The sequence below is a fragment of the Streptomyces sp. NPDC026062 genome (assembly GCF_055568375.1).
The window spans coordinates 48,577-72,061 of sequence record NZ_JBVHOQ010000040.1; the positions used below are offsets into that span (position 1 = coordinate 48,577).

General features: G+C 70.6%; 24 protein-coding genes and 1 tRNA gene. 9 read left to right on the forward strand and 16 right to left on the reverse strand.

Going from position 1 to position 23,485, the window contains the following annotated elements:
* The first annotated feature begins 11 nt into the window (after nt 1-11).
* On the forward strand, nt 12-668 hold the full coding sequence (locus ACZ4LX_RS29870; RefSeq protein ID WP_467649916.1) for an SDR family oxidoreductase: 657 nt from the start codon (nt 12-14) through the stop codon (nt 666-668).
* 41 nt (nt 669-709) lie between these two features.
* Here the strand turns inward: ACZ4LX_RS29870 and ACZ4LX_RS29875 are convergent, their stop codons facing one another.
* Entirely contained in the window at nt 710-1,159 is a 450-nt protein-coding gene (locus tag ACZ4LX_RS29875; protein WP_467649915.1) for a 2-thiouracil desulfurase family protein, read from the reverse strand.
* Between the two features lie 75 nt (nt 1,160-1,234).
* Nucleotides 1,235-1,316: transfer RNA gene (locus ACZ4LX_RS29880), tRNA-Tyr, on the reverse strand.
* Nucleotides 1,317-1,531: 215 nt separating this feature from the next.
* Here ACZ4LX_RS29880 and ACZ4LX_RS29885 point away from each other — a divergent pair.
* The 3 genes from ACZ4LX_RS29885 to ACZ4LX_RS29895 all read left to right on the forward strand — a co-directional run bounded on the left by ACZ4LX_RS29885 (nt 1,532) and on the right by ACZ4LX_RS29895 (nt 3,355).
* Nucleotides 1,532-2,020 (forward strand): YajQ family cyclic di-GMP-binding protein, encoded by a 489-nt coding sequence (locus tag ACZ4LX_RS29885; protein ID WP_352123418.1) that lies wholly within the window; start codon nt 1,532-1,534, stop codon nt 2,018-2,020.
* Between the two features lie 148 nt (nt 2,021-2,168).
* Nucleotides 2,169-2,687: a methylated-DNA--[protein]-cysteine S-methyltransferase gene (locus ACZ4LX_RS29890; protein ID WP_467649914.1), complete on the forward strand. Its 519-nt coding sequence runs from the start codon at nt 2,169-2,171 to the stop codon at nt 2,685-2,687.
* The gene (locus tag ACZ4LX_RS29895; RefSeq protein ID WP_467649913.1) at nt 2,687-3,355 is read left to right on the forward strand and encodes an alpha-ketoglutarate-dependent dioxygenase AlkB family protein; all 669 of its coding nucleotides are present in this window, start codon (nt 2,687-2,689) and stop codon (nt 3,353-3,355) included. The genes ACZ4LX_RS29890 and ACZ4LX_RS29895 overlap by 1 nt, the downstream gene beginning before the upstream one ends.
* A 5-nt stretch (nt 3,356-3,360) precedes the next feature.
* Here ACZ4LX_RS29895 and ACZ4LX_RS29900 read toward each other — a convergent pair whose 3' ends face one another.
* The 14 genes from ACZ4LX_RS29900 to ACZ4LX_RS29965 form a co-directional block, all read right to left on the reverse strand.
* Entirely contained in the window at nt 3,361-3,636 is a 276-nt protein-coding gene (locus ACZ4LX_RS29900; protein ID WP_467649912.1) for a GlsB/YeaQ/YmgE family stress response membrane protein, read from the reverse strand.
* A 126-nt stretch (nt 3,637-3,762) separates the two neighbouring features.
* Nucleotides 3,763-4,155: a YccF domain-containing protein gene (locus tag ACZ4LX_RS29905; protein WP_467649911.1), complete on the reverse strand. Its 393-nt coding sequence runs from the start codon at nt 4,153-4,155 to the stop codon at nt 3,763-3,765.
* Nucleotides 4,152-5,015 (reverse strand): zinc metalloprotease HtpX, encoded by an 864-nt coding sequence (gene htpX, locus ACZ4LX_RS29910; protein WP_467649910.1) that lies wholly within the window; start codon nt 5,013-5,015, stop codon nt 4,152-4,154. Before htpX ends, ACZ4LX_RS29905 begins: the two co-directional genes overlap by 4 nt.
* A 195-nt stretch (nt 5,016-5,210) precedes the next feature.
* Nucleotides 5,211-5,675, reverse strand: a complete 465-nt coding sequence (mscL, locus tag ACZ4LX_RS29915) for a large conductance mechanosensitive channel protein MscL (RefSeq protein ID WP_467649909.1) — start codon at nt 5,673-5,675, stop codon at nt 5,211-5,213.
* Between the two features lie 139 nt (nt 5,676-5,814).
* Nucleotides 5,815-7,275: an NADH-quinone oxidoreductase subunit N gene (locus ACZ4LX_RS29920; protein ID WP_467649963.1), complete on the reverse strand. Its 1,461-nt coding sequence runs from the start codon at nt 7,273-7,275 to the stop codon at nt 5,815-5,817.
* Between the two features lie 233 nt (nt 7,276-7,508).
* Nucleotides 7,509-9,059: a complex I subunit 4 family protein gene (locus ACZ4LX_RS29925; protein WP_467649962.1), complete on the reverse strand. Its 1,551-nt coding sequence runs from the start codon at nt 9,057-9,059 to the stop codon at nt 7,509-7,511.
* Nucleotides 9,060-9,086: 27 nt separating this feature from the next.
* A complete protein-coding gene (locus ACZ4LX_RS29930) occupies nt 9,087-11,087 on the reverse strand; it encodes an NADH-quinone oxidoreductase subunit 5 family protein (RefSeq protein WP_467649908.1) in 2,001 nt (666 codons plus the stop codon).
* Nucleotides 11,084-11,539, reverse strand: a complete 456-nt coding sequence (nuoK, locus tag ACZ4LX_RS29935; protein ID WP_467649907.1) for an NADH-quinone oxidoreductase subunit NuoK — start codon at nt 11,537-11,539, stop codon at nt 11,084-11,086. Before nuoK ends, ACZ4LX_RS29930 begins: the two co-directional genes overlap by 4 nt.
* The gene (locus ACZ4LX_RS29940; protein ID WP_467649961.1) at nt 11,539-12,183 is read right to left on the reverse strand and encodes an NADH-quinone oxidoreductase subunit J family protein; all 645 of its coding nucleotides are present in this window, start codon (nt 12,181-12,183) and stop codon (nt 11,539-11,541) included. Before ACZ4LX_RS29940 ends, nuoK begins: the two co-directional genes overlap by 1 nt.
* A 32-nt stretch (nt 12,184-12,215) precedes the next feature.
* Nucleotides 12,216-12,842, reverse strand: a complete 627-nt coding sequence (locus ACZ4LX_RS29945; protein ID WP_467649906.1) for a NuoI/complex I 23 kDa subunit family protein — start codon at nt 12,840-12,842, stop codon at nt 12,216-12,218.
* Complete coding sequence (locus tag ACZ4LX_RS29950) at nt 12,842-13,810, reverse strand: complex I subunit 1/NuoH family protein (RefSeq protein ID WP_467649905.1); 969 nt, start codon at nt 13,808-13,810, stop codon at nt 12,842-12,844. The genes ACZ4LX_RS29945 and ACZ4LX_RS29950 overlap by 1 nt, the downstream gene beginning before the upstream one ends.
* Nucleotides 13,807-15,018, reverse strand: a complete 1,212-nt coding sequence (locus tag ACZ4LX_RS29955; protein ID WP_467649960.1) for an NADH-quinone oxidoreductase subunit C — start codon at nt 15,016-15,018, stop codon at nt 13,807-13,809. The genes ACZ4LX_RS29950 and ACZ4LX_RS29955 overlap by 4 nt, the downstream gene beginning before the upstream one ends.
* Before the next feature lie 107 nt (nt 15,019-15,125).
* Nucleotides 15,126-15,773 (reverse strand): NADH-quinone oxidoreductase subunit B, encoded by a 648-nt coding sequence (locus ACZ4LX_RS29960; RefSeq protein WP_467649904.1) that lies wholly within the window; start codon nt 15,771-15,773, stop codon nt 15,126-15,128.
* Nucleotides 15,764-16,183: an NADH-quinone oxidoreductase subunit A gene (locus ACZ4LX_RS29965; protein ID WP_467649903.1), complete on the reverse strand. Its 420-nt coding sequence runs from the start codon at nt 16,181-16,183 to the stop codon at nt 15,764-15,766. The genes ACZ4LX_RS29960 and ACZ4LX_RS29965 overlap by 10 nt, the downstream gene beginning before the upstream one ends.
* Nucleotides 16,184-16,354: 171 nt before the next feature.
* On the opposite strand from ACZ4LX_RS29965, the gene ACZ4LX_RS29970 reads away from it, so the two are divergent.
* From ACZ4LX_RS29970 to ACZ4LX_RS29990, 5 genes are all read left to right on the forward strand, one after another.
* The gene (locus ACZ4LX_RS29970) at nt 16,355-17,557 is read left to right on the forward strand and encodes a sensor histidine kinase (protein ID WP_467649902.1); all 1,203 of its coding nucleotides are present in this window, start codon (nt 16,355-16,357) and stop codon (nt 17,555-17,557) included.
* A 251-nt stretch (nt 17,558-17,808) separates the two neighbouring features.
* Entirely contained in the window at nt 17,809-19,182 is a 1,374-nt protein-coding gene (locus ACZ4LX_RS29975; protein WP_467649901.1) for a sensor histidine kinase, read from the forward strand.
* A gap of 248 nt (nt 19,183-19,430) precedes the next feature.
* A complete protein-coding gene (locus ACZ4LX_RS29980; protein ID WP_467649959.1) occupies nt 19,431-20,090 on the forward strand; it encodes a LuxR C-terminal-related transcriptional regulator in 660 nt (219 codons plus the stop codon).
* Nucleotides 20,091-20,420: 330 nt separating this feature from the next.
* A complete protein-coding gene (locus ACZ4LX_RS29985) occupies nt 20,421-22,376 on the forward strand; it encodes a 2-oxoacid:acceptor oxidoreductase subunit alpha (protein WP_467649900.1) in 1,956 nt (651 codons plus the stop codon).
* A complete protein-coding gene (locus ACZ4LX_RS29990; RefSeq protein ID WP_467649899.1) occupies nt 22,369-23,427 on the forward strand; it encodes a 2-oxoacid:ferredoxin oxidoreductase subunit beta in 1,059 nt (352 codons plus the stop codon). Before ACZ4LX_RS29985 ends, ACZ4LX_RS29990 begins: the two co-directional genes overlap by 8 nt.
* The last annotated feature ends 58 nt before the right edge of the window (nt 23,428-23,485 follow it).

Below are 23,485 nucleotides of genomic sequence, written 5' to 3' on the forward strand. Positions count from 1 at the left end.
CCGTCGACACCATGCGCATTGTCATCGCAGGTGGACATGGTCAGATCGCACTGCGGCTGGAGCGGCTGCTCGCTGCGCGCGGAGATGAGGCGGCGGGCATCATCCGCAATCCGAAACAGAGCGAGGACCTCCGGGCCGTGGGAGCCGAACCCGTGGTCCTGGACCTCGAATCGGCCACCGTCGAGGAGACCGCCGAGGTGCTGCGCGGCGCCGACGCCGCCGTCTTCGCCGCCGGCGCGGGTCCCAACAGCGGCACGGAACGCAAGGACACCGTGGACCGGGGCGCCGCGGTGCTCTTCGCGGACGCGGCACAGCGGGCGGGGGTCCGGCGTTACGTCGTGGTCTCGTCCATGGGCGCCGACCCGGACCACCCCGGCGACGAGGTGTTCGACGTCTACCTGCGGGCCAAGGGCGCGGCGGACGCGTACGTGCGCTCACAGCCGGCCCTCGACTGGACGATCCTGCGCCCCGGGATGCTGACCAACGACGCGGGCACCGGGCAGGTCCTGCTCGCCGCGTCGACCGGGCGCGGTCCGGTGCCGCGCGACGACGTGGCGGCGACGCTCCTGGAGCTGCTGGACACCTCGGCCACGGCCGGGCTGACGCTGGAACTGATCTCGGGCAATGTGCCGGTGTCGGTCGCCGTGAAGGACATCGCGGGGAACTGACCCTGTCGCCGGGCCCGTTCAGGTGTCACCGGCCGCCCCGGTCAGTCCCCCGAAGCGGGGCGGACCGTGATGCCATGCCGTTCCAGCAGGGCGGCGGTGACCCCGTCGCCCTCGCGCAGCCCGCCGGTGAACGTACCGTCATAGACCGCTCCGCGCCCGCACGACGGGCTGCGCGCCATCAGCAGCGCCTCGGTGCACCCTGACCCGCGCGCGGCCTCCAGCGCCCGCCTGGCGCCGTCCATGAATGCCTCGGTCACCTCGTGTCCGGTGTCGTCCACGACGCGGGCCCGGCCGTCCAGCACGTCGTGCCCGTCGCCCCCGACGATCTCGGCGGGGCGGCGGGGCGTGGACAGCCCGGCGGCGACCTCGGGACAGAAGACCACCGGCCGTCGCCCACCGAGGGCCGCGGCCATCTCCGCGGAGGCCTTGCCGCGTCCGTCGAACCGGCAGGGAACACCGCGCAGACATGCGCTGACCAGCACGGATTCCATGTTCGCGCTCCTCGCCGCAGTACAACGTCGGACAAAAGAGAAGGCCCCCGTCCAGAGGACGGGGGCCTTGCTATGTGGCGGCGCCAGGGTTCGAACCTGGGTAGGCTGAGCCGGCAGATTTACAGTCTGCTCCCTTTGGCCACTCGGGCACACCGCCAAGGGATGCTGCCGTTGAGTTCCGCCTTGCGGCGGCGCTCTGTGGCAACGACGTAAACGATACCTGATGCCCAGGGGTGCTACGCCACTGGATTGACCAGCGGCCGGGACGGGCGCGGGTGGCTAGGCTTTGGTGGCGGTGTGGCGCCGGTGGGCGCCGCGTCCGCCCCTGTAAGCACTTCCTTTCCAGCACCCCGATACAAGGAGCCACACGTCATGGCCGACTCCAGTTTCGACATCGTCTCGAAGGTCGAGCGGCAGGAGGTCGACAACGCCCTCAACCAGGCCGCCAAGGAGATCTCCCAGCGTTACGACTTCAAGGGCACCGGAGCCTCGATCTCCTGGTCCGGCGAGAAGATCCTGATGGAGGCGAACGGCGAGGAGCGGGTCAAGGCGATCCTCGACATCTTCCAGTCCAAGCTGATCAAGCGCGGCATCTCGCTGAAGTCGCTGGACGCGGGCGAGCCGCAGTTGTCCGGCAAGGAGTACAAGCTGTTCTGCACGATCGAGGAAGGCATCTCCCAGGAGAACGCCAAGAAGGTCGCGAAGATCATTCGCGACGAGGGCCCCAAGGGCGTCAAGGCCCAGGTCCAGGGCGACGAGCTGCGGGTCAGCTCGAAGAGCCGGGACGACCTCCAGGCCGTCCAGGCGCTGCTGAAGGGCCAGGACTTCGACTTCGACGTCCAGTTCGCGAACTACCGGTAGGACGCGTCGGTCCGGGCCCGGGCGGAATGTGCCGCTCCGGGCCCGGACTGCATGTCCGAATACCGCCGGTCCCGGCGGTTCGGGCGACGCAGACTGGTCCGTGGCAGCCGGCGGTCCGGCGGCCGACGGACGAGGAGAGGGACGAGTCATGACCATGTACGCGACGGTCGACAGCCCGCTGGGTGAGCTGCTGCTGGTCGGCGAGAAGACCGCCGGACCCGCAGGGACCTCGGCGGGGATCGCGCTCGTCTCGCTCTCCCTGCCGGGCCAGAAGGGCGCGGCGGTCGTCCAGGACGACTGGGTCCACGAGCCTGCGGCGTTCGGCGGGATCGCCGCTCAGCTGCGGGAGTACTTCGACGGCCGGCGGACCCGCTTCGACCTCGTGTACGCCGACGGCAGGGGGACGGCGTTCCAGCGCCGGGTGTGGGCCGCGCTGGACGGTGTTCCGTACGGAGAGACGGTGTCCTACGGGGAGATCGCCGCGCGGATCGGTTCCTCCGGCGCGGGGGTGCGGGCCGTGGGTACGGCGATCGGCCGCAATCCGCTGCTCGTCGTGCGGCCCTGTCACCGAGTGATCGGCGCGGACGGGGCGCTGCGGGGCTACGCGGGCGGCCTGGAGCGCAAGGAGCGGCTCCTCGGGCTCGAAGGCGCCCTGGCGGCACGCTGATGACCGGGCTCTTCCCCCGGCCCCGGGCCGTGGTCGCACCGGGCGCCGTGCACGTACCGGAGTGGCTGTCCGCCGAGCAGCAGCGGGAGTTGGTGACGGCGTGCCGTGCGTGGGCGCGCGGGCCCGTGCCGCTGCGGCACACGGCGTTGCCGGGCGGTGGGGTGATGTCCGTGCGGACCGTGTGCCTGGGGTGGCACTGGCAGCCGTACCGGTACACACGCACGGCGGACGATGTGAACGGTGCGCCGGTCGCCCCGTTTCCGGAGTGGCTCGCGGAGTTGGGGCGGGCGGCGGTGGCGGAGGCGTACGGGCCGGAGGGTCCGGTACGGACGTACGCCCCCGATGCCGCGCTGATCAACTTCTATGACGACGCGGCGCGGATGGGCATGCACCAGGACAAGGAGGAACGGTCCGGTGCCCCCGTCGTCTCGCTCAGCATCGGCGACACCTGCGTCTTCCGCTTCGGGAACACGGAGAACCGGGGACGGCCCTACACGGACGTGGAGTTGGCCTCCGGGGACCTGTTCGTCTTCGGCGGTCCGTCGCGTCACGCCTTTCACGGGGTGCCGAGGGTCCGTCCCGGGACAGCGGTTCCCGGGACGGGGATGAGTGGTGGACGGCTCAATCTGACGCTGCGCGAGACGGGGCTCGGCGCAGCGGGGCCCTGAACGGGTCAGCGGCGCTCGCGGGAGTTCCCGAACAGCAGCCGGTAGGCGATCAGCAGGATGAGCGAACCGCCGATGGCCGAGACCCAGGTCGCCGGGTCGAAGAAGTCCTCGTTGTCGATCGTGCGGTCCAGGAAGCGCGTCGCTATCCAGCCGCCCAGGAACGCGCCGACGATCCCGATGAGGGTGGTCCCCACGAGACCGCCGGGGTCGCGGCCCGGCAGCAGGATCTTGGCGATGACGCCTGCGACAAGCCCAAGAATGATCCAGCCAATAATGGTCATGCGTGCGAACCTACCCGTCACTCGGTCTTGGAATCCAAGACGTCGCAGCCGCTCGGGCGGTTGCTGTGCACCGGGTGTGAACTGGCCGTACTCCGCCGATCGCCCGTTTCGTCACCAGCCGTTGGACTACCAGCCGGCGAACTCGTCGTCGGTGGAGACGATCTCCTTGCCGAACGGCATCAAGGACACCGGGATCAGCTTGAAGTTCGCGATGCCCAGCGGGATGCCGATGATCGTGAGGCACAGGGCGATGCCGGTGGTGATGTGGCCGAGGGCCAGCCACCAGCCCGCGAGGATCAGCCAGAGGACGTTGCCCACGCAGGAGGGCGCGCCGGCGTCCCGGCGGTCGACGACGCGGTGGCCGAAGGGCCAGAGGGCGTAGAGGCCGATGCGGAAGGCCGCCAGGCCGAACGGGATGCCGATGATCGTGATGCACAGCAGGAGTCCCGCGAGAAGGTAGCCGAGGAACATCCAGAAGCCGCACAGGACCAGCCAAATGACGTTCAGAATTGTCTTCACGGGCGATGACCTGCCATCTGCTCGAGTCGGGCGATGCGTTCCGCCATGGGCGGATGGGTCGAGAACATCTTGGACATGCCCTGGCCGGGGCGGAACGGATTCGCGATCATCATGTGGCTCGCGGTCTCGATCCGGGGCTCAGGGGGCAGCGGGAGCTGTTTGGTGCCGGCGTCCAGCTTCCGCAGGGCGCCGGCCAGGGCCAGCGGGTCGCCGGTCAGCTGGGCGCCCGAGGCGTCCGCCTCGTACTCCCTGGAGCGGCTGACGGCCAGCTGGATCACGGAGGCGGCGAGCGGGCCCAGGATCATGATCAGCAGCATGCCGAGGATGCCCGGGCCCTCGTCGTCGTTGGAGCGGCCGACCGGGATCAGCCAGGCGAAGTTGACCAGGAACATGACGACGGAGGCGAGCGCCCCGGCCACGGACGAGATCAGGATGTCGCGGTTGTAGACATGGCTGAGCTCGTGGCCGAGGACGCCGCGCAGTTCCCGTTCGTCCAGGATCTGGAGGATGCCTTCCGTGCAGCAGACGGCGGCGTTGCGCGGGTTGCGGCCGGTCGCGAAGGCGTTGGGTGCCTGCGTCGGGGAGATGTAGAGCCGGGGCATGGGCTGGCGGGCCGCGGTGGAGAGCTCGCGGACCATGCGGTAGAGCTGGGGCGCCTCGAACTCGCTCACGGGGCGGGCGCGCATGGCCCGCAGCGCCAGCTTGTCGCTGTTCCAGTACGCGTAGGCGTTGGTGGCGACGGCTACGAAGAGCGCGACGATCAGGCCCGTACGTCCGAAGAAGCTGCCGATGACGATGATGAGTGCGGAGAGGCCTCCGAGGAGTACGGCGGTTCTCAGCCCGTTGTGCCGGCGGTGCACGGTACGCCCTCCAAGTGGTGCAGCAGGGGAACCCTTGCTTGGTGGTGCTCCACTCCCCAGTGGAGCCTCCCGTACTGGTCAACGCCAGGCGAGGAGAGCTAGTTCCCTTGTGCTCACTGCCGCGAAGCCCGGCCCGCTCCGGGTGTTCGCACCGGAGGAGGCCGTAGGCCGTACGGGTGGAGGCGTGCCTCCGGGTCAGCGCTGGGCAGGCAGTTTCGCGAGCGCGAGGGCCTCGGGGTCGGGCTCGACCTCGCTGGTGCAGTGGGCGCAGCGGGAGGCGATGGCGGGGATCTCCGTGTAGCAGCGGGGGCAGTCGCGCAGGGCGGCCTTGATGTCGACCTGCTCCTGGTCCTTCTTCGCGGTGAAGCGGTCCTGGACCTTGGCCATGGGCACGACGACGCAGAAGTAGAGGACCGCGGCGGTGATCAGGAAGGCGATGGCGGCGCTGACGAAGAGGCCGTAGGGGAAGGTCACACCGTCGAACCTGAAGTGGGCCTTGCTGAAGTCGCCCGTTCCCCGGGTGATGATGCCGATCAGCGGCACGATGAACGCGTTGCTGAACCCGGTGACGACCGCGGTGAACGCGGCTCCGACGGCGAGGCCGATCGCCATGGAGATCACGTTTCCGCGCAGGATGAATTCCTTGAACCCGTTCAGCACCGCTTGTGGCTCCTCTTCTGTGATGGGAAGGCTGTGCGCGCCGCGCGCGGGCATGACCCTGCCCTGTGCGGACCGCCGGGGGCAAACCGATCTTGGACCGTCTCGCGGACCCGTCTCGTGGTGTCGTCTCGCGGACTCGTCAGAACAGGTTGACGCCGGCGAATCTGAGGACGGTCTGCGGGGCGCCCGACAGGGCGATGCCGGCGACGGCGGTGAGGACGATCGCGACGGTGAGCGGTGCCGGGGTGCGGTGGCGGGTGGCGGGCTGCTCCGTACCTTCCTCGGCGGGGCCGCGGAAGAGGGCCGCGGTCCACCGAAGGTAGTAGTAGAGCGCGATCACGACGTTGACGGCCATGACGACGGCCAGCCAGCCCAGTCCGGCGTCGACGGCCGAGGAGAAGACCGTGACCTTGGCGAAGAGTCCGATGATGCCCGGCGGCAGTCCCGCCAGGCAGAGCAGGAAGAAGCCCATCGCGAGGGCGGCGAGCGGGCGGGTGGTGTACAGCCCTCGGTAGTCCGCGACGCGGTTGCCCGGGTGGGTACGGGCGACCAGGGCGGCCACCGCGAAGGCGCCCAGGTTCACGACCGCGTACATCAGGGCGTACGCGACCGTGGAACCGATCTGACGTTCTCCGGCGTACGCGGCCGCGGCGATCGGCACCAGGAGGTAGCCGGCCTGGGCGACGGACGACCAGGCGAGCAGGCGTACGGCGCTGCGGGCGCGGGTGGCGTTCTGGCGCAGGGCGGCGACGTTGCCGACGGTCATGGTGAGCGCGGCGAGTACGGCGAGGGCGGGGCCCCAGACGTCCGCGTACGAGGGGAAGGCGACCACGGTGACGAGGATGAGGCCGGAGAAGCCGACCGCCTTGCCGACGACCGAGAGATAGGCCGCGATCGGCAGGGGGGCGCCGACGTAGGTGTCGGGAACCCAGAAGTGGAAGGGCGCCGCGGCGGTCTTGAAGGCGAAGCCGACGAGGGTGAGGGCGACACCCGCCCCGGCGAGGGTGGAGAGCTGTCCGGGGACGTCGTCGAGGCCGGTGGCGATCTCCGTGAGGTGGAGGGTGCCGGTCGCCGCGTACACGAAGCTGACGCCGAGGAGCATCACGGCGGTCGCGACGACGGAGGAGAGGAAGAACTTCAGCGCGGCCTCGGAGGAGCGCCGGTCGCCGCGTTTGATGCCGACGAGGGCGAAGGCGGGCAGCGAGGCGACTTCGAGGGCGATGACGAGGGTCGCGAGATCGCGGGCGGCGGGCAGGAGCGCGGCTCCGGCGGCGGAGGACAGCAGCAGGAACCAGAATTCGCCGGCCGGGAGCTTGCGGGTGTCGCCGATGGAGAGCAGCGCGGTGAGCAGGGCGCCGCCGAGTACGAGGGCCTGGATGACCAGGGTGAAGTGATCGGCGGTGTAGCTGCAGGCGCGGGTGCCCGTGGTGAGGCAGAAGGTGGAACGGTCGCCCTCGTGCAGGGGGATCAGGAGGGCCAGGGCGGCCACGAGACCGGCGACGGCTCCGTAGCCGAGGAGCGGCTTGCGCGCCGCGGGAACGAAGAGGTCGGCGACCAGGACGGCGAGGGCGACGGCCGCGACGGCGACCGGGGGCGCGATCGCGAGCCAGTCGACGGACTGGACGAGGCTGCCGACGCTGCTCGCGGCCGCCGACTGGGCGAAGCCGGCGCTGTTCTCGGCCGCCGACTGGACAAGGCTTGCGCTGCCCTCCGCCGCCGACTGGACAAGGCTTGCGCTGCCCTCCGCCGCCGGCTGGACGAGGCCGGTGGCACTGCCTTCCGCCGCCGGCTGGACGAGGCTTGCTGCGCCGGTGGCGCTTTCGGCTGCCACGATCACGACTTGCCTCCTGCGAGGAGCTTCTGCACGGCCGGGTCGGTGAGGCCGAGGAGGACGGCGGGCCACAGGCCGGCGAGGACGGTGAGGGCCGCGAGGGGGGTCCAGGCGGCGAATTCGTAGCTCTGGACGTCGGCGATCGGGTGCGGTTCCTCGCGCTTGGCGCCCATGCAGACGCGGCGGACCACGACGAGGAGGTACGCGGCGGTGAGCAGGGTGCCGAACGCGGCGATGGACATGAAGGTCAGGAAGGCGGCGCGGTTCAGTCCTTCGGCGGGGTCGAAGGCGCCGAAGAGGGCCAGCATCTCGCCCCAGAAGCCGGCCAGGCCGGGCAGGCCGAGGGAGGCGACCGCGGCGAACGCGAGGAGGCCGCCGAGGCGGGGCGCACGGCCGTAGAGCGCGGCGCCTGTGGCGCCGGAGAGGGTGTCCAGGTCGGCGGTGCCGTAACGGTCCTTGACGGCGCCGACCAGGAAGAACAGCAGGCCGGTGATGAGTCCGTGGGCGATGTTGGCGAAGAGCGCGCCGTTGACACCGGTGGGGGTCATGCTCGCGATGCCGAGGAGGACGAAGCCCATGTGGCCGACGGAGGAGTACGCGATCAGCCGCTTGAGGTCGCCCTTGGCGCCGGGCCGGGCGAGGGCCAGGCAGGCGAGCGATCCGTAGATGATGCCGGCGACCGCGAAGGCCGCGAGGTAGGGCGCGAACGTGTGCATGCCGTCGGGGGCGATCGGGAGCAGGATCCGGACGAATCCGTACGTACCCATCTTCAGCATGACGCCGGCGAGGAGGACCGAACCGACCGTCGGGGCGGCGGTGTGGGCGTCGGGGAGCCAGCTGTGAAGTGGCCACATCGGGGTCTTCACCGCGAGCCCGACGCCGATCGCGAGAACGGCGATGACCTGCACGGACGAGGTGAGGCCGCGGCCGTTGTCAGTGGCGAGTGCCACCATGTCGAAGGTGCCGCTCCTCAGTCCGATGAGGAGCAGGCCCAGCAGCATGACGACCGAGCCGAGCAGGGTGTAGAGGATGAACTTCCAGGCGGCTGCCTGCTTTCGCGCACCGCCCCAGCGGGCGATGAGGAAGTACATCGGGATGAGCACCATCTCGAACGCCAGGAAGAACAGCAGCAGATCGAGGACGGCGAAGGTCGCGAGGGTGCCGGACTCCAGGACGAGGATCAGGGCGACGAAGGCCTTCGGGGAGGGGCCTTCAGGCATTTTGAAGTAGCTGTACAGCGCGCAGAGGAAGGTCAGCAGCGCGGTCAATACGAGAAGGGGGAGCGAGATGCCGTCGATGCCGAGATGGATGCGGACGTCGAGCGCCGGGATCCAGCTGATGTCGGTGGTGGCCTGCATCTTCGACGGGTGGTCGTGGTCGAAGCCCGCGGCCAGCACGATCGCGGCGACGAGGATCACGCCGGTGACGGTCACGCCGTGGCGGAGCACGGCCTGGTCCGGGCTCCTGCCCTTCAGTCCGGGCGGGGCCGGGAGCAGCGCCGCGACGGCCCCGAGGAGCGGGGCGACGACGATGAACGCCAGAAGGAACTGCATCACGGATGCGCTGATATCGATCACGGCTCACGACCCGGCGTTGACGTTGGCGAAGACGACGGCGGCGACCGCCAGGACCAGCGAACCGGCGAGCAGCGCGCTGAGATAGGTCTGCACATTGCCGGTCTGCGCGCGGCGGACGGCGGTGCCGAGCCAGCGGGCGCCGGTGGCGGAGCCGCGTACGTAGGTCTCGACGACCTCGCGGTCCAGGAAGCGGACGAGGCTTGCCGCGGCCTGGACGGGGCGGACGAACAGGGCTGCGTACAGGGCGTCCAGGTGGAAGCCGGTGGCCGCGTGGCGGTGGAGGGGGCCGAGCAGCAGACGGCCGGGGTCGGCCGGGTCGGGGGCGTCTCCGGCGGTGCCGTAGGCGGCGGTGTGGCTCTCCATGGCTTCGATCTCGACGAGGGCGGGTTCCGCGTCGGGGTGGGCGACGACCGCACCCATGGGGGTACGGGCGGCGAGTGCCGTGGTGTGACGCCAGGCGCCGTAGGTGACGAGTCCGCCGACGAGTCCCACACCGGTGGACAGCACGGCGGTGGTCAGCGACGGGGTGAGGCTGTGGCCGTCGAACCAGTCGGTGATCACGCCGACGGTCAGGCCGAAGGCCATGGTGGGGACGGCCAGGACCCACAGCACCGAGGACATGGCGACGGGCTGCCCGCCGTGGTCGGGGACCTCGGCACCGCGGCCTCGGAAGGCGAGGAGCCAGAGGCGGGTGGCGTACGCGGCGGTGAGCAGGGCGGCCAGCAGTCCGGCGATGAGCACCGTCCAGCCGGCGGCGGCCGGGGCGACGTGGCGGTCGCCGAGGGCGGTGTGCTCGGCGGCGACGAGGACGGCTTCCTTGGAGAAGAAGCCGGCGAACGGCGGGATGGCGGCCAGTGCGAGGAGGGCGACCGTCATCGTCCAGTAGGCATCGGGGATGCGCTTGGCGAGGCCGCCCATACGGGACATGGCGGCCAGTGAGTTGGTGCCGGCGGCGTGGATGACGACGCCCGCGGCAAGGAAGAGGACGGCTTTGAACGCACCGTGCGAGATGAGGTGGAAGACGGCGGCACCGCGGTCCCCGACGGCCAGGGCGCCGGACATGTAGCCGAGCTGGCCGATGGTCGAGTACGCGAGGACGCGTTTGATGTCGTCCTGCGCGAGGGCGGCGAGTCCGGAGCTGATCATCGTGACGGCGGCCATGACCGCGAGGACGACGAGAGCGGCACCGGATTCGGCGAAGACGGGGAGGAGCCGGGCCACGAAGTAGATACCGGCGGCGACCATCGTCGCCGCGTGGATCAGCGCGGAGACGGGGGTGGGGCCGGCCATGGCATCGGGCAGCCAGGTGTGCAGCGGGAACTGCGCGGACTTGCCCGCGACACCGGCGAGGAGGAGCAGGGCGATCAGGGTGGGGTGATCGAGTCCGCCGTGGGCGACGGCACCCAGGATGCCGGTGATGCGGAAGGTGCCGGTGTCGGCGGCGAGGGCGAACAGGCCGATGAGGAAGGGGACGTCGCCGAGCTTGGTGACCAGGAAGGCCTTGAGGGAGGCGGCGCGCGCCTCGGGCGTCTCCCAGTAGTGGCCGACCAGGAAGTACGAGCAGATACCCATGATCTCCCAGCCGACCAGGAGCACCATCAGGTCGCCGGAGTAGACGACGAGCAGCATCGCGGAGGTGAAGAGGGAGACGAGGGCCGCGTACGAGGGGTAGCGGGGGTCGTCGCGCAGGTACGCGGTCGAGTAGATCTGCACACAGCTCGCGACGAGTGCGACCAGGACGGCGACGAGGACGGCGAAGCCGTCGAGGTGCAGCGCGAGGTCGATCGGGACGGAGCCGGTGGGGGTGAGCTGCGTCGCGGCGTCGATGGCCGGCCCGCCGCCCTGGCGTGCGGCGACGACTGCGGCGATGACGAGGGAGGCGAGGGCGGGCAGCACGGCGAGCGGCCGCACATAGACCGGTGCGGTGCGGCCGAGGAGGAGGCCGGCCGCCGCACCCAGGAACGGGAGGAGAGGGACGAGGACGGCGAGGGTCGTGGTGGTCACGGGGTGGCCTCTGCCTTCTTTGCCTTCCCTGCCGCAGCAGTGGCCTGGTGTTCGGGGGCGTCGCCGTCGCTCTCGCCGTTCGCGCGGTTCGCGCGGTCCGGGTCGTCGGGGTCGTCGGGGTCGTCCGGGAGCGCTTCGGCTTCGTCGGTCTCGGCGGTGTCGCGGAGGCGGTCGATGTCGGCGCTGCCTCGGTTGCGGTACACGGCGAGGACGATCGCCAGGCCGATGCCGATCTCCGCCGCCGCGACGGCGATGGTGAACAGGGTGAGGGCCTGGCCGGAGTGCAGCGCGTCGCGGAGCCAGACATCGAAGGCGACGAGGTTGAGGTTGACGGCGTTGAGCATCAGCTCGACGGACATCAGGACGAGGATCGCGTTACGGCGGGCGAGCACTCCGTACAGCCCCGTGCAGAAGAGGAGGGCGGCGAGCACGGCGGGATAGGCGAGGTGCATCAGCTCTGGTCCTCTCGGCTCGTGTTCTCGCGGTTCCCGGCTGCGCGGCCCTTGGCTTCCCGGCGGTCCTCCCGGCCCTTGCGGGACAGGACGACCGCGCCGACGAGGGCGGCGAGCAGCAGAACGGAGAGTGCTTCGAAGGGCAGCACCCAGTGGCGGAAGAGAAAGGAGCCGGTGGCCTCGGTGGAGCCCTGTGCCGGTCCGTCGAGCTTGATCCAGGTGGTGCGGAACGCGTCCACGACGACCCAGACGAGGGTGCCCGCTGCGGCTGCGGCCACCGCGAGGGCGGCCCAGCGGTTCTCCGAATCGGCGTCCGGGGAGCGGCCGATGGGGGCCCGGGTGAGCATCAGGCCGAACAGGAGGAGGACGACCACGGAACCGACGTAGATCAGTACCTGCACCCAGGCGATGAACTCCGCGGTGAGCAGGAGGTACTCGACGGCGAGACCGCCGAGCGCCACGATCAGCCAGAGTGCGGCGTGCACCAGTTGCCTGGTCGTGACGGTGACGAGGGCTGCGCCGAGGGTGGCGACACCGACGAGGACGAAGGCGATCTCGACCCCGGTCGGTGAGAGGAAGCCGGGGTGGCTCGCGGCGGCGAGAGCGGTGCCGGGGGTGGCGGCGGAGCCGGTGACGGCTCCTATGGCGGCGCCGGTGACGGTGCCGGTGGCGGTGATCACGCCGGTCCCTCCTGATCCGTGGGGGCCGGCTCGGCAGGCGGGGTGGGCTGGGCCGGTGTGGCGGGCGGGGCCGTCCCGGCTGCTGCTGCTTCCTGTTCGCGCTGGGTACGGAGCTTGTCCGCCGTCTTGCGGGCGGCGGCGATCTCCTTCGGCTCCTCGGCTGCCGGGTCGAGCGCCGGCGGCTCCGGAACCGTCCACATCCAGTCGCGCAGCTTGTCGCGCTCATGGGTGAGTTCGAGGATGTCCGTCTCCGCGTACTCGAACTCCGGCGACCAGAACAGCGCGTCGAACGGGCACACCTCGATGCAGATGCCGCAGTACATGCAGAGGGAGAAGTCGATCGCGAAGCGGTCCAGGACGTTACGGCTGCGCTCGCGGCCTCCCGGGACCGCTGCGGGCACGGTCTCCTTGTGGGAGTCGATGTAGATGCACCAGTCCGGGCACTCGCGTGCGCAGAGCATGCAGACCGTGCAGTTCTCCTCGAACAGCGCGATGACGCCACGGGAGCGGGGCGGGAGTTCGGGCTGCACGTCCGGGTACTGGGCGGTGACGGTCTTCTTCGTCATCGTCCGCAGGGTGACGGCGAGGCCCTTGGCCAGACCTGAGCCGGGGATCGGGGGCACTAGTTGATCGCCACCTTCACGATGCCCGTGAGCGCGATCTGCGCGAGGGCGAGCGGGATGAGTGTGGTCCAGGCGAGCTTCTGGAGCTGGTCCTCGCGCAGTCGCGGATAGCTCACGCGCAGCCAGATGACGACGAAGGCGAGGATGCCGGTCTTCAGGAGCGTCCAGACCCAGCCGAGTCCGTCGGCGCCCAGCGGACCGTGCCAGCCGCCGAGGAACAGCACGGTGGTGAGCCCGCACAGCACGACGATGCCCGCGTACTCGGCGAGCAGGAAGAGCGCGAAGCGGAGGCCGGTGTACTCGGTGTAGGCGCCGAAGATGATCTCCGAGTCGGCGACCGGCATGTCGAAGGGCGGGCGCTGGAGTTCGGCGAGTCCGGCCACGAAGAAGACCAGGGCTCCGACGATCTGCCAGGGCAGCCACCACCACTCGAAGGCGTCGAGGATGCCGGGGAGGGAGACGGTGCCGGCCGCCATGGCCACGGAGGCCGCGGCGAGCAGCATGGGCAGTTCGTACGCGAGCAGCTGAGCGGCGGTACGCAGACCGCCGAGCAGCGAGAACTTGTTGGCGGACGCCCAGCCGGCCATGAGGGAGCCGAGCACGCCGATCCCCATCACGGCGAGCACGAAGAAGATGCCCGCGTCGACGACCTGCCCCACCGCCCCCTCACCGGGCCCGATCGGGATCGCGACGAGGACGAGGAGGTACGGAAGCAGCGCGACGGCGGGCGCGAGCTGGAAGACCCGGCGGTCGGCCTCGGCCGGGACGATGTCTTCCTTCTGCGCGAACTTCACACCGTCCGCGACGAGCTGGGCCCAGCCGTGGAAGCCGCCGGCGTACATGGGGCCGAGGCGGCCCTGCATGTGGGCCATCACCTTGTGCTCGGCCTGACCCACGACGAGGGGCACGACCATGAACACGGCGAAGACGATGACGAGGCGAAGGGCGACGTCCAGTACGTCGTTCACTCGGGGTCGCCTCCGGCGGTGGTGTGGGGCGGCGGCTCGGGGGCCTTGGGAGTCTGCTCAGGGGGTGGTTCGGGGGACGGTCCGCCGGACGCCGGATCCGGGGACGGCTCGCTGGACGCCGGGGCGGGGGACGGCTCGTCGAACGCCGGACGGGCGTCGTGCCACGGCGCGTCCGCGGCCGGGGCCGAAGGAGCACCCGAAGCCGAGGCCGAGGGCTTGGCCGAACTCGGCCCCGCCCCGGAAGCCGGATCCGCACCCGACGCAGCCGTACCCGTACCCGAGCCCGATCCCTGGCCCTGGCCGGCGTCCGGGCCCGTGTCCGCGCCCGCCTCCGGGGTCGCCGCCGTCCGCTGGCTGGCCGAGCCCTGCGACGCGCTGCGCGTACGGCGCGCGGGTGCCGTCCGGGGTGCCGGCTCCGTGGCCGGGGCAGCCGCCGCATCCGGCCCCGCGCCCGAACCGACGCCAGGCCCACTCGAGGCATCAGGACCAGCCGAAGCCGCAGGCCCGGCCGGACCCGTGCCAGGCCCAGCCGGAGCCGCAGGCGTGGCGTCGCTCGCGGTGCGGGTGCGACGGGCCGGGCGGTCGCCTGCGGCCCTGGCCGCACGCGCCGGGCGGGCGGGGGACGACGGGAGCCGGCCCTTCAGGGGGCCCCATTCGTTCGGGTCGGGAACGCCGGGCGGCAGCATCGTGCGGCGCTTCGGGCCGCCGTGCTCCGACTCGCCCGGCTCCTTGGCGCCCGGCCAGGCCTTCGCCACGCGTGCCGCGAGGACGAAGTCCTTGCGCAGGGGGTGGCCCTCGAAGCCCTCGGGCAGCAGCAGCGGGACCAGGTGAGGGTGCCCGTCGAAACCGATGCCGAACATCTCGTGGGTCTCGCGTTCGTGCCACGCCGCGCCGGCGTACACGCCGATCGCGGTGGGCAGCACGGCCGCGTCGTGCGGAACCGTCGTACGGACCAGCAGCCGCCGGACACCGCCGCCCTCGGCCGGGAGCGCGGCGACGTGGGCGCAGACGCGGAAGCCGGTGCCCGGTTCGTCCACGGCGCTCAGCCAGTCGAAGTAGGTGCAGCCGAGCCCGTCACGCGCCGTTTCGAGGGCGGCGATCCAGGACGCGGGCGGTACGTCGACGGTCAGCAGGTCGTACGCCTGCTCCGCCGTGGCGTCCGCGCCGAAGATCTCGGCGACGGCGTCCGGCAGCCGGTCGTAGCTCACGGCGCTCGCGACGTTCTCAGCGTTCTCGGCGTTCTCGGCGTTCTCGGCGTTCTCGGCGCTCGCGACGTTCTCAGCGCTCTCAGCGTTATCGGCGCTCGCGGCGTCGGTCACTTCCGCTCCTCCCCCGACGGGCCCGGTACCGGCGGTGCGGCGACCAGTCCGCTGCGGAGCGCGGCGGTGGAGGGCCGGCTGCCGCCGCCCGTCGCGTAGCGCTCACCCAGCGACTCGCGCGCGATCTTCTCCTGGAGCTTGAGAATGCCCTGGAGCAGGGCCTCCGGCCGGGGCGGGCAGCCGGGCACGTAGACGTCGACCGGGATGATCTGGTCGACGCCCTTCGTCACGGAGTACGAGTCCCAGTACGGGCCGCCGCAGTTGGAGCAGGCGCCGAAGGAGATGACGTACTTGGGCTCGGGCATCTGCTCGTACAGCCGCTTCACCGCGGGCGCCATCTTGTCCGTCACCGTGCCGGAGACGATCATGAGGTCGGCCTGGCGGGGGCCCGGCGCGAAGGGGATCACGCCGAGCCGGATGAAGTCGTGGCGCGCCATGGAGGCGGCGATGAACTCGATGGCGCAGCAGGCGAGTCCGAAGTTGAAGACCCAGAGGCTGTAGCGACGGCCCCAGTTGAGGACCACCTTCATCGGCTCGGGCGCCAGCCGGGAGAGCACGCCCAGGCGTTTCGGCTCCGGGAGGAACGTGGGTACGGGAGCGGATTCCGCACCCGACTCGGAGGACGACGGGCTCGTCACGTCCATTCGAGGACGCCCTTCTTCCATGCGTAGAGCAGTCCCACGGCCAGGAAACCGAGGAAGATGAACATTTCCACCAGCGTCGTCGCGCCGTATCCCGGCGCGGCGAAGACGGTCGCCCACGGGAACAGGAAAATCGAGTCGACGGCGAAGATCACGTACAGGAAGGCGTACACGTAGTAGCGGACCTGGGTGTGTGCCCAGCCCTCTCCCACGGGGTCCACGCCGCATTCGTACGTGAGGAGTTTCTCCGGCGTCGGCACCACGGGGCGCAGCAGCCGGCCGGCTCCGAAGGCCACGGCGACGAACAGCACGCCGATCACCGCGAGCAGTCCGATCACCGAGTAGCTGTGGAAGTAGTCCGACGCCAGGACGGTCGATCCCGGCAGGCCAGTCACGTCCGCCACGTCCCTCACGTCCGCCCCCTCGCTCCCTCAGAACCTGTCCGACGATCTGTACGCACGGGAGTCTAGGCCCTGTAAAGAGACGGTAAGCAGTTGCGTCGGGCAACTGGTGGGGATATCCCTACTTCGCGCCCACCCATGAGCCCCATGGCGTCCGGGAGCCGGGCCCGGCAGGCTGGACGCATGACCATGAGCCCTCAGGTACCCGATCACGACGGGCCGCCCCCTGTCCGCTTCGCCTTCGAACGGTGGACGTGGAAGGAGATCGCGCATCTCCTCTGCAATCTCCCGATGGCGATCGCCGGATTCGTGTACACCGTGCTGTTGGTCTCCATCGGTGTGGGGCTGGCGGTCACGGTGATCGGTCTGCCGTTGCTGGCGCTGGGGCTCCAGGGTGCCCGGTTGCTGGGCCGGGCCGAGCGGGGCCGGGCACGGGGGCTGCTCGGGCTGCGGATCGACGAGCCGAGCCCGCTGGCCCGGGTCCGCCGGGACGAGGGGTTCTTCGCCTGGCTGTGGTCGAGCCTGAAGGACCCGGTCGGCTGGCGCGCGGTGCTGTACTGCTTCATACGGCTGCCCTGGGGCGTGGTCACGTTCGCGGTGACGCTCGTGAGTCTCTTCGTCCTGTGGCCCGTGCTCCCCTATATGGCGCGGTTCATGACCAACGCGGACCGGGGCATGGTGCGCGGGCTGCTGTCGCCCTCCGACGAGCTGGAACGCCGGATCGCCGAGCTGGAGTCGGACCGGGGCGTGGTGGTCGACACCGCCGCCGCCGACCTGCGCCGCATCGAACGCGACCTCCACGACGGGGCCCAGGCCCGGCTCGTCGCCCTCGCCATGGGGCTGGGGCTGGCCAAGGAGAAGCTGACGGACGACCCGGAGGCCGCCGCCAAGATGGTCGACGAGGCCCACGGCGAAGTGAAGGTCGCCCTCCAGGAACTCCGCGACCTGGCCCGAGGCATCCACCCCGCCGTCCTCACCGACCGGGGCCTGGACGCCGCACTCTCCGCCATCGCCTCCCGCTGCACCGTCCCCGTCACGGTGCGGGTGGATCTGCCGGGGCGGCCGGCACAGGCCATCGAGGGCATCGCCTACTTCACCGTGTCCGAACTGCTCCAGAACGTCAGCAAGCACAGCGGGGCGCGTTCGGCGTCCGTCGATGTCTGGCGCTCGGCGGACCGGCTGCTGATCCAGGTCACCGACAACGGACGCGGCGGAGCCTCGATGGACGGCGGTACGGGGATGGCGGGGCTCGCCGAGCGGCTCGGGGCCGTCGACGGACTGTTCGTCCTCGATTCCCCGGCCGGTGGCCCGACGACCGTCACCGCTGAGCTGCCCTGGCGCGACCGGGAGAGCGAGAAGGCCGCAGCCCGCGCCCGGACGGCCTGACCTCGGCACCCGAAAGGCCCGGGGGTAGGGAAAACCCCCGGCCGAACAGGGATACCGCCCTCATGGTGCGCGGGCGCGCGGCCCAGCACTCTTGAAGCAGGCACACAGACACGCAAACGCACAGCACTCAGACCCCGCAGCGCCCAGCGCGCCGCACACCGTGCTCAGACACACAGTGCTCAGCACACCGGCACCCAGCGGTGAACTCACCGATGAAGACGAAGCAGACGCGGAAGAAACGGACGGAACCCATGGCCACGGCATACGGACCGGACACACGGGACCCCCGGGACCCCCGGGACCCCCGGCGGCCGGAGAGCGGTCGCGGGAGCCACCTCGCCACGAAGCACGTCCTGCCGCCCGCCCTGCGCGCCCCTCTTGAGGCCAGGACCTGGCGCGAGTTCGGCTATCTGATGCTGAGCCTGCCGATCAGTACCGTGCTGTTCGTCTTCGCGATCACCATGACCTCGGTGGGCGCAGGACTGCTCATCACCTTCCTGGGCATCCCCGTCCTGGCCGCCGGCCTCGCCATGTGCCGCGGCTTCGGCGCGCTGGAGCGGGCCCGTGCGCGCGGTCTGCTCAAGCTGGACGTGGCAGACCCCGCGCCGGTACGGGGCCGAACCGGCGGTGCGATGTCCTGGATCGGAGCGGTCCTGAAGAGCGGGGTGTCCTGGCGGCATCTGCTCTACGCGCTGCTGCACTTCCCGTGGGCGGTCTTCGCGTTCTGCGTCTCGCTCACTATGTGGTCGTGGGGCTGGGCGGCCCTCACGTACCCGCTGTGGCACTGGATCTTCCCCACGTACACGGGGGTCGAGGGGGTTCAGCTGTACGGCGACGCTACCCACCAGGTCTACCTGGACACACCGGTCGAGCTCGCGCTGACCAGTGCCTTCGGGCTGGCGGTCGTCCTGGTCACGGCGTGGGTCATCCGCGGTCTGGCCGCGGTGGACCGGCTGATGGTGGCCGGGCTGCTGGGCCCGTCGCGGCTGGCGACCCGGGTCACGGAGCTGGAGTCGGACCGGGGCGTGGTGGTCGACACCGCCGCCGCCGACCTGCGCCGCATCGAACGCGACCTCCACGACGGGGCCCAGGCCCGGCTCGTCGCCCTCGCCATGGGGCTGGGGCTGGCCAAGGAGAAGCTGACGGACGACCCGGAGGCCGCCGCCAAGATGGTCGACGAGGCCCACGGCGAAGTGAAGGTCGCCCTCCAGGAACTCCGCGACCTGGCCCGAGGCATCCACCCCGCCGTCCTCACCGACCGGGGCCTGGACGCCGCACTCTCCGCCATCGCCTCCCGCTGCACCGTCCCCGTCACCGTCGAGGTCGACCTGTCCTCCCGTCCCGCGCAGGCCATCGAGGGCATCGCCTACTTCACCGTGTCCGAACTGCTCCAGAACGTCAGCAAGCACAGCGGGGCGCGTTCGGCGTCCGTCGATGTCTGGCGCTCGGCGGACCGGCTGCTGATCCAGGTCACCGACAACGGACGCGGCGGAGCCGGCCCGGCGTCGGGCGGCGGTCTGGCCGGTCTGACCGAGCGGCTGGACGCGGTGGACGGGATCCTCGTCGTCGAGTCCCCCCTGGGCGGCCCCACGAAGGTGACGGCCGAGCTGCCCTGGCGCGGCTGAACCCCATCCGGGGCGTTCCGGGGCGTTCCCGGTCCCCCGAAGCCCGGCCCGCCACCAGCGCTCCCCCGCCGGTGGCGCGCCCGGCCCGCCACCGGCGCGACCCCGCCCGGTCTCACGACGTCACTGCCGATACCGAGACGCCGAGATGCCGGGACACGGGCCACCAGGACTCCGGAATGCGGGATGCTGGACGGCATACGGGCGGGAACAGCAAGCAGTGGGGATTCAGCGTCGTGGTGGAGGACAGGGTGCGCGTAGTCATCGCCGAGGATTCGGTACTGCTCCGGGAGGGACTCACCCGGTTGCTGACCGATCTCGGGCATGACGTCGTGGCGGGGGTCGGCGACGCGGAGGCGTTGATCAAGACGGTGAGCGGCCTCGCCGGGCAGGACGAGCTGCCCGATGTGGTGGTCGCCGATGTGCGGATGCCGCCCACGCACACGGACGAGGGCGTGCGGGCCGCGGTGCGGCTGCGCAAGGAGTACCCGGGGATCGGGGTGCTGGTCCTCTCGCAGTACGTCGAGGAGCAGTACGCCACCGAGCTGCTGGCCGGGTCCAGCCGGGGTGTGGGCTATCTGCTGAAGGACCGGGTCGCCGACGTCCGCGAGTTCGTCGACGCGGTGGTCCGGGTGGCCCAGGGCGGCACGGCGCTGGACCCCGAGGTGGTGGCGCAGCTGCTGGGCCGCAGCCGGAAACAGGACGTCCTGGCCGGGCTGACGCCACGTGAGCGCGAGGTGCTCGGCCTGATGGCGGAGGGGCGGACGAACTCGGCGGTGGCCAGGCAGCTCGTCGTGAGCGACGGCGCGGTGGAGAAGCACGTGAGCAACATCTTCCTGAAGCTGGGACTCTCCCCCAGCGACGGTGACCACCGACGGGTTCTGGCCGTACTTACCTATCTGAACTCCTGATGCCGCATCCGATTATCTGACACCCTGTCAGATAGCGCCCGTCCGGGCCGGACCCGGGCAGAACACGAGGTCCGCGTCCGGCCGCACGAAGGGCGGGAGCGGGCGGGAACAAGCGGAACCGGCGGTTCACCCACGAATGACTCCAGCGAGGGTCCAACGGGGATCCCGGCGGCTGGTGAATCATGACGGAACAACACCGAAAAGCGTCTCAAAAAGCCGTCCATCATGTGATCGGCCAGAGGAAGGCGACCCTTACAGACGTAGGGTGGGGCTGGGGACCGCCGGCGGGCCGGATGGTTCCGAGCCGCCGCGCCGAGGGAGGTCCAGTAAGTGACCAGCCAGGTCAGTAGCCCAGCCGAACAGGCCGACGAGGCCAGTGAGGCACTCGTAGGGGGACAGCGAGCCCCCCAGTCCGCAACAGCAGGCACCGGCGAGAAAGAGATCCGCCGCCTGGACCGGGTGATCATCCGCTTCGCGGGTGACTCCGGAGACGGCATGCAGCTCACGGGTGACCGGTTCACCTCGGAGACCGCGTCCTTCGGAAACGACCTCTCCACGCTGCCGAACTTCCCCGCCGAGATCCGCGCCCCCGCAGGAACCCTGCCGGGCGTGTCCTCGTTCCAGCTCCACTTCGCCGACCACGACATCCTGACCCCGGGCGACGCGCCGAACGTCCTGGTGGCGATGAATCCGGCCGCGCTCAAGGCCAACATCGCCGATGTCCCGCGCGGCGCCGAGATCATCGTCAACACCGATGAGTTCACCAAGCGGCCCATGGCGAAGGTGGGTTACGAGACCAGCCCGCTGGAGGACGGCTCGCTGGAGGCGTACAACGTCCATCCGGTGCCGCTGACCACGCTCACCATCGAGGCGCTGAAGGAGTTCGGGCTCTCCCGCAAGGAGGCCGAGCGTTCCAAGAACATGTTCGCGCTGGGGCTGCTCTCCTGGATGTACCACCGGCCGACCGAGGGCACGGAGACGTTCCTGCGGGCCAAGTTCGCCAAGAAGCCGCAGATCGCCGAGGCGAACGTGGCGGCGTTCCGGGCCGGCTGGAACTTCGGGGAGACCACCGAGGACTTCGCGGTCAGCTACGAGGTGGCCCCGGCGACGCAGGCCTTCCCCACCGGCACGTACCGCAACATCTCGGGGAACCTGGCCCTGTCCTACGGTCTGATCGCCGCGGGCCGGCAGGCGGATCTGCCGCTGTACCTGGGCTCGTACCCGATCACCCCGGCCTCCGACATCCTGCACGAGCTCAGCAAGCACAAGAACTTCGGCGTGCGCACCTTCCAGGCCGAGGACGAGATCGCCGGGATCGGTGCCGCGCTCGGTGCGGCGTTCGGCGGCAGCCTCGCGGTCACGACCACCTCCGGCCCCGGCGTGGCGCTCAAGTCCGAGACGATCGGTCTGGCCGTCTCCCTCGAACTCCCGCTGCTCATCATCGACATCCAGCGCGGCGGCCCGTCCACCGGGCTCCCGACCAAGACCGAGCAGGCCGACCTGCTCCAGGCCATGTACGGGCGCAACGGCGAGGCCCCGGTGCCGATCGTGGCCCCGAGGACCCCGGCGGACTGCTTCGACGCGGCGCTCGACGCCGCCCGGATCGCCCTGACCTACCGCACCCCGGTCTTCCTGCTCTCCGACGGCTACCTGGCCAATGGCTCCGAGCCGTGGCGCATCCCGGAGGTCGACGAACTCCCCGACCTGCGCGTCCAGTTCGCCCACGGCCCGAACCACGAGCTGGCCGACGGCACCGAGGTCTTCCGGCCGTACAAGCGCGACCCGCAGACCCTGGCCCGCCCCTGGGCCGTACCGGGCACCCCCGGCCTCGAACACCGCATCGGCGGCATCGAGAAGCAGGACGGCACCGGCAACATCTCGTACGACCCCGCCAACCACGACTTCATGGTCCGCACCCGCCAGGCCAAGATCGACGGCATCGAGGTCCCCGACCTGGAGGTCGACGACCCGGCGGAGGCGAAGACCCTGGTGCTCGGCTGGGGATCGACGTACGGCCCCATCACCGCGGCCGTCCGGCGGCTGCGCGCCGCCGGGCAGCCGATCGCGCAGGCCCATCTGCGCCACCTCAACCCGTTCCCACGGAATCTCGGCGAGGTGCTGAAGCGTTACGACAAGGTGGTCGTACCCGAGATGAACCTCGGGCAGCTGGCCACGCTCATCCGGGCCAAGTACCTGGTGGACGCGCACAGTTACAACCAGGTCAACGGCATGCCGTTCAAGGCCGAGCAGCTTGCGACGGCCCTCCAGGAGGCCATCGATGCCTGAGACCAACGAACTCCTCCAGCTGGTGCCCAAGTCCGAGGCCAAGCAGTCCATGAAGGACTTCAAGTCCGACCAGGAAGTGCGCTGGTGCCCCGGCTGCGGTGACTACGCGGTCCTCGCCGCCGTGCAGGGCTTCATGCCCGAGCTCGGACTGGCGAAGGAGAACATCGTCTTCGTCTCCGGTATCGGCTGCTCCTCCCGTTTCCCGTACTACATGAACACCTACGGGATGCACTCGATCCACGGCCGCGCCCCGGCGATCGCCACCGGACTCGCCTCCTCCCGGCGGGACCTGAGCGTCTGGGTGGTCACCGGTGACGGCGACGCGCTGTCCATCGGCGGCAACCACCTCATCCACGCGCTGCGCCGCAATGTGAACCTGAAGATCCTGCTGTTCAACAACCGGATCTACGGGCTCACCAAGGGGCAGTACTCCCCCACCTCCGAGGTCGGAAAGATCACCAAGTCGACACCGATGGGCTCGCTCGACGCGCCCTTCAACCCGGTGTCCCTCGCCATCGGCGCGGAGGCCTCGTTCGTCGCCCGTACCGTCGACTCCGACCGCAAGCACCTCACGAGCGTGCTGCGCGCGGCGGCCGACCACCCCGGTACGGCGCTGGTGGAGATCTACCAGAACTGCAACATCTTCAACGACGGCGCGTTCGAGGCCCTGAAGGACAAGGAACGGGCCCAGGAGGCGGTGATCCGCCTGGAGCACGGGCAGCCGGTCCTCTTCGGCACGGACGGGTCCAAGGGGGTCGTACGGGACTCCCTGACGGGCGATCTGAAGGTGGTCGCGGTCACCGAGGAGAACCGGTCGCAGATCCTCGTCCACGACGCGCACGCCGCGTCTCCGAACACCGCCTTCGCGCTCAGCAGGCTGGCCGATCCGGACACCCTGCACCACACGCCGATCGGGGTGCTGCGCGACGTCGAACGGCCGGTCTACGACACCCTCATGGCCGACCAGCTCGACACCGCGATCGACCAGCGGGGCAAGGGCGACCTCGGGGCGCTGCTCGCGGGCAGCGACAACTGGACGGTCGTCGGCTAGGGCTTGTCGGGGCCGGCCGGCCCACTCGGCCGACCGGCTCTCCGGCCCACTCGGCCGA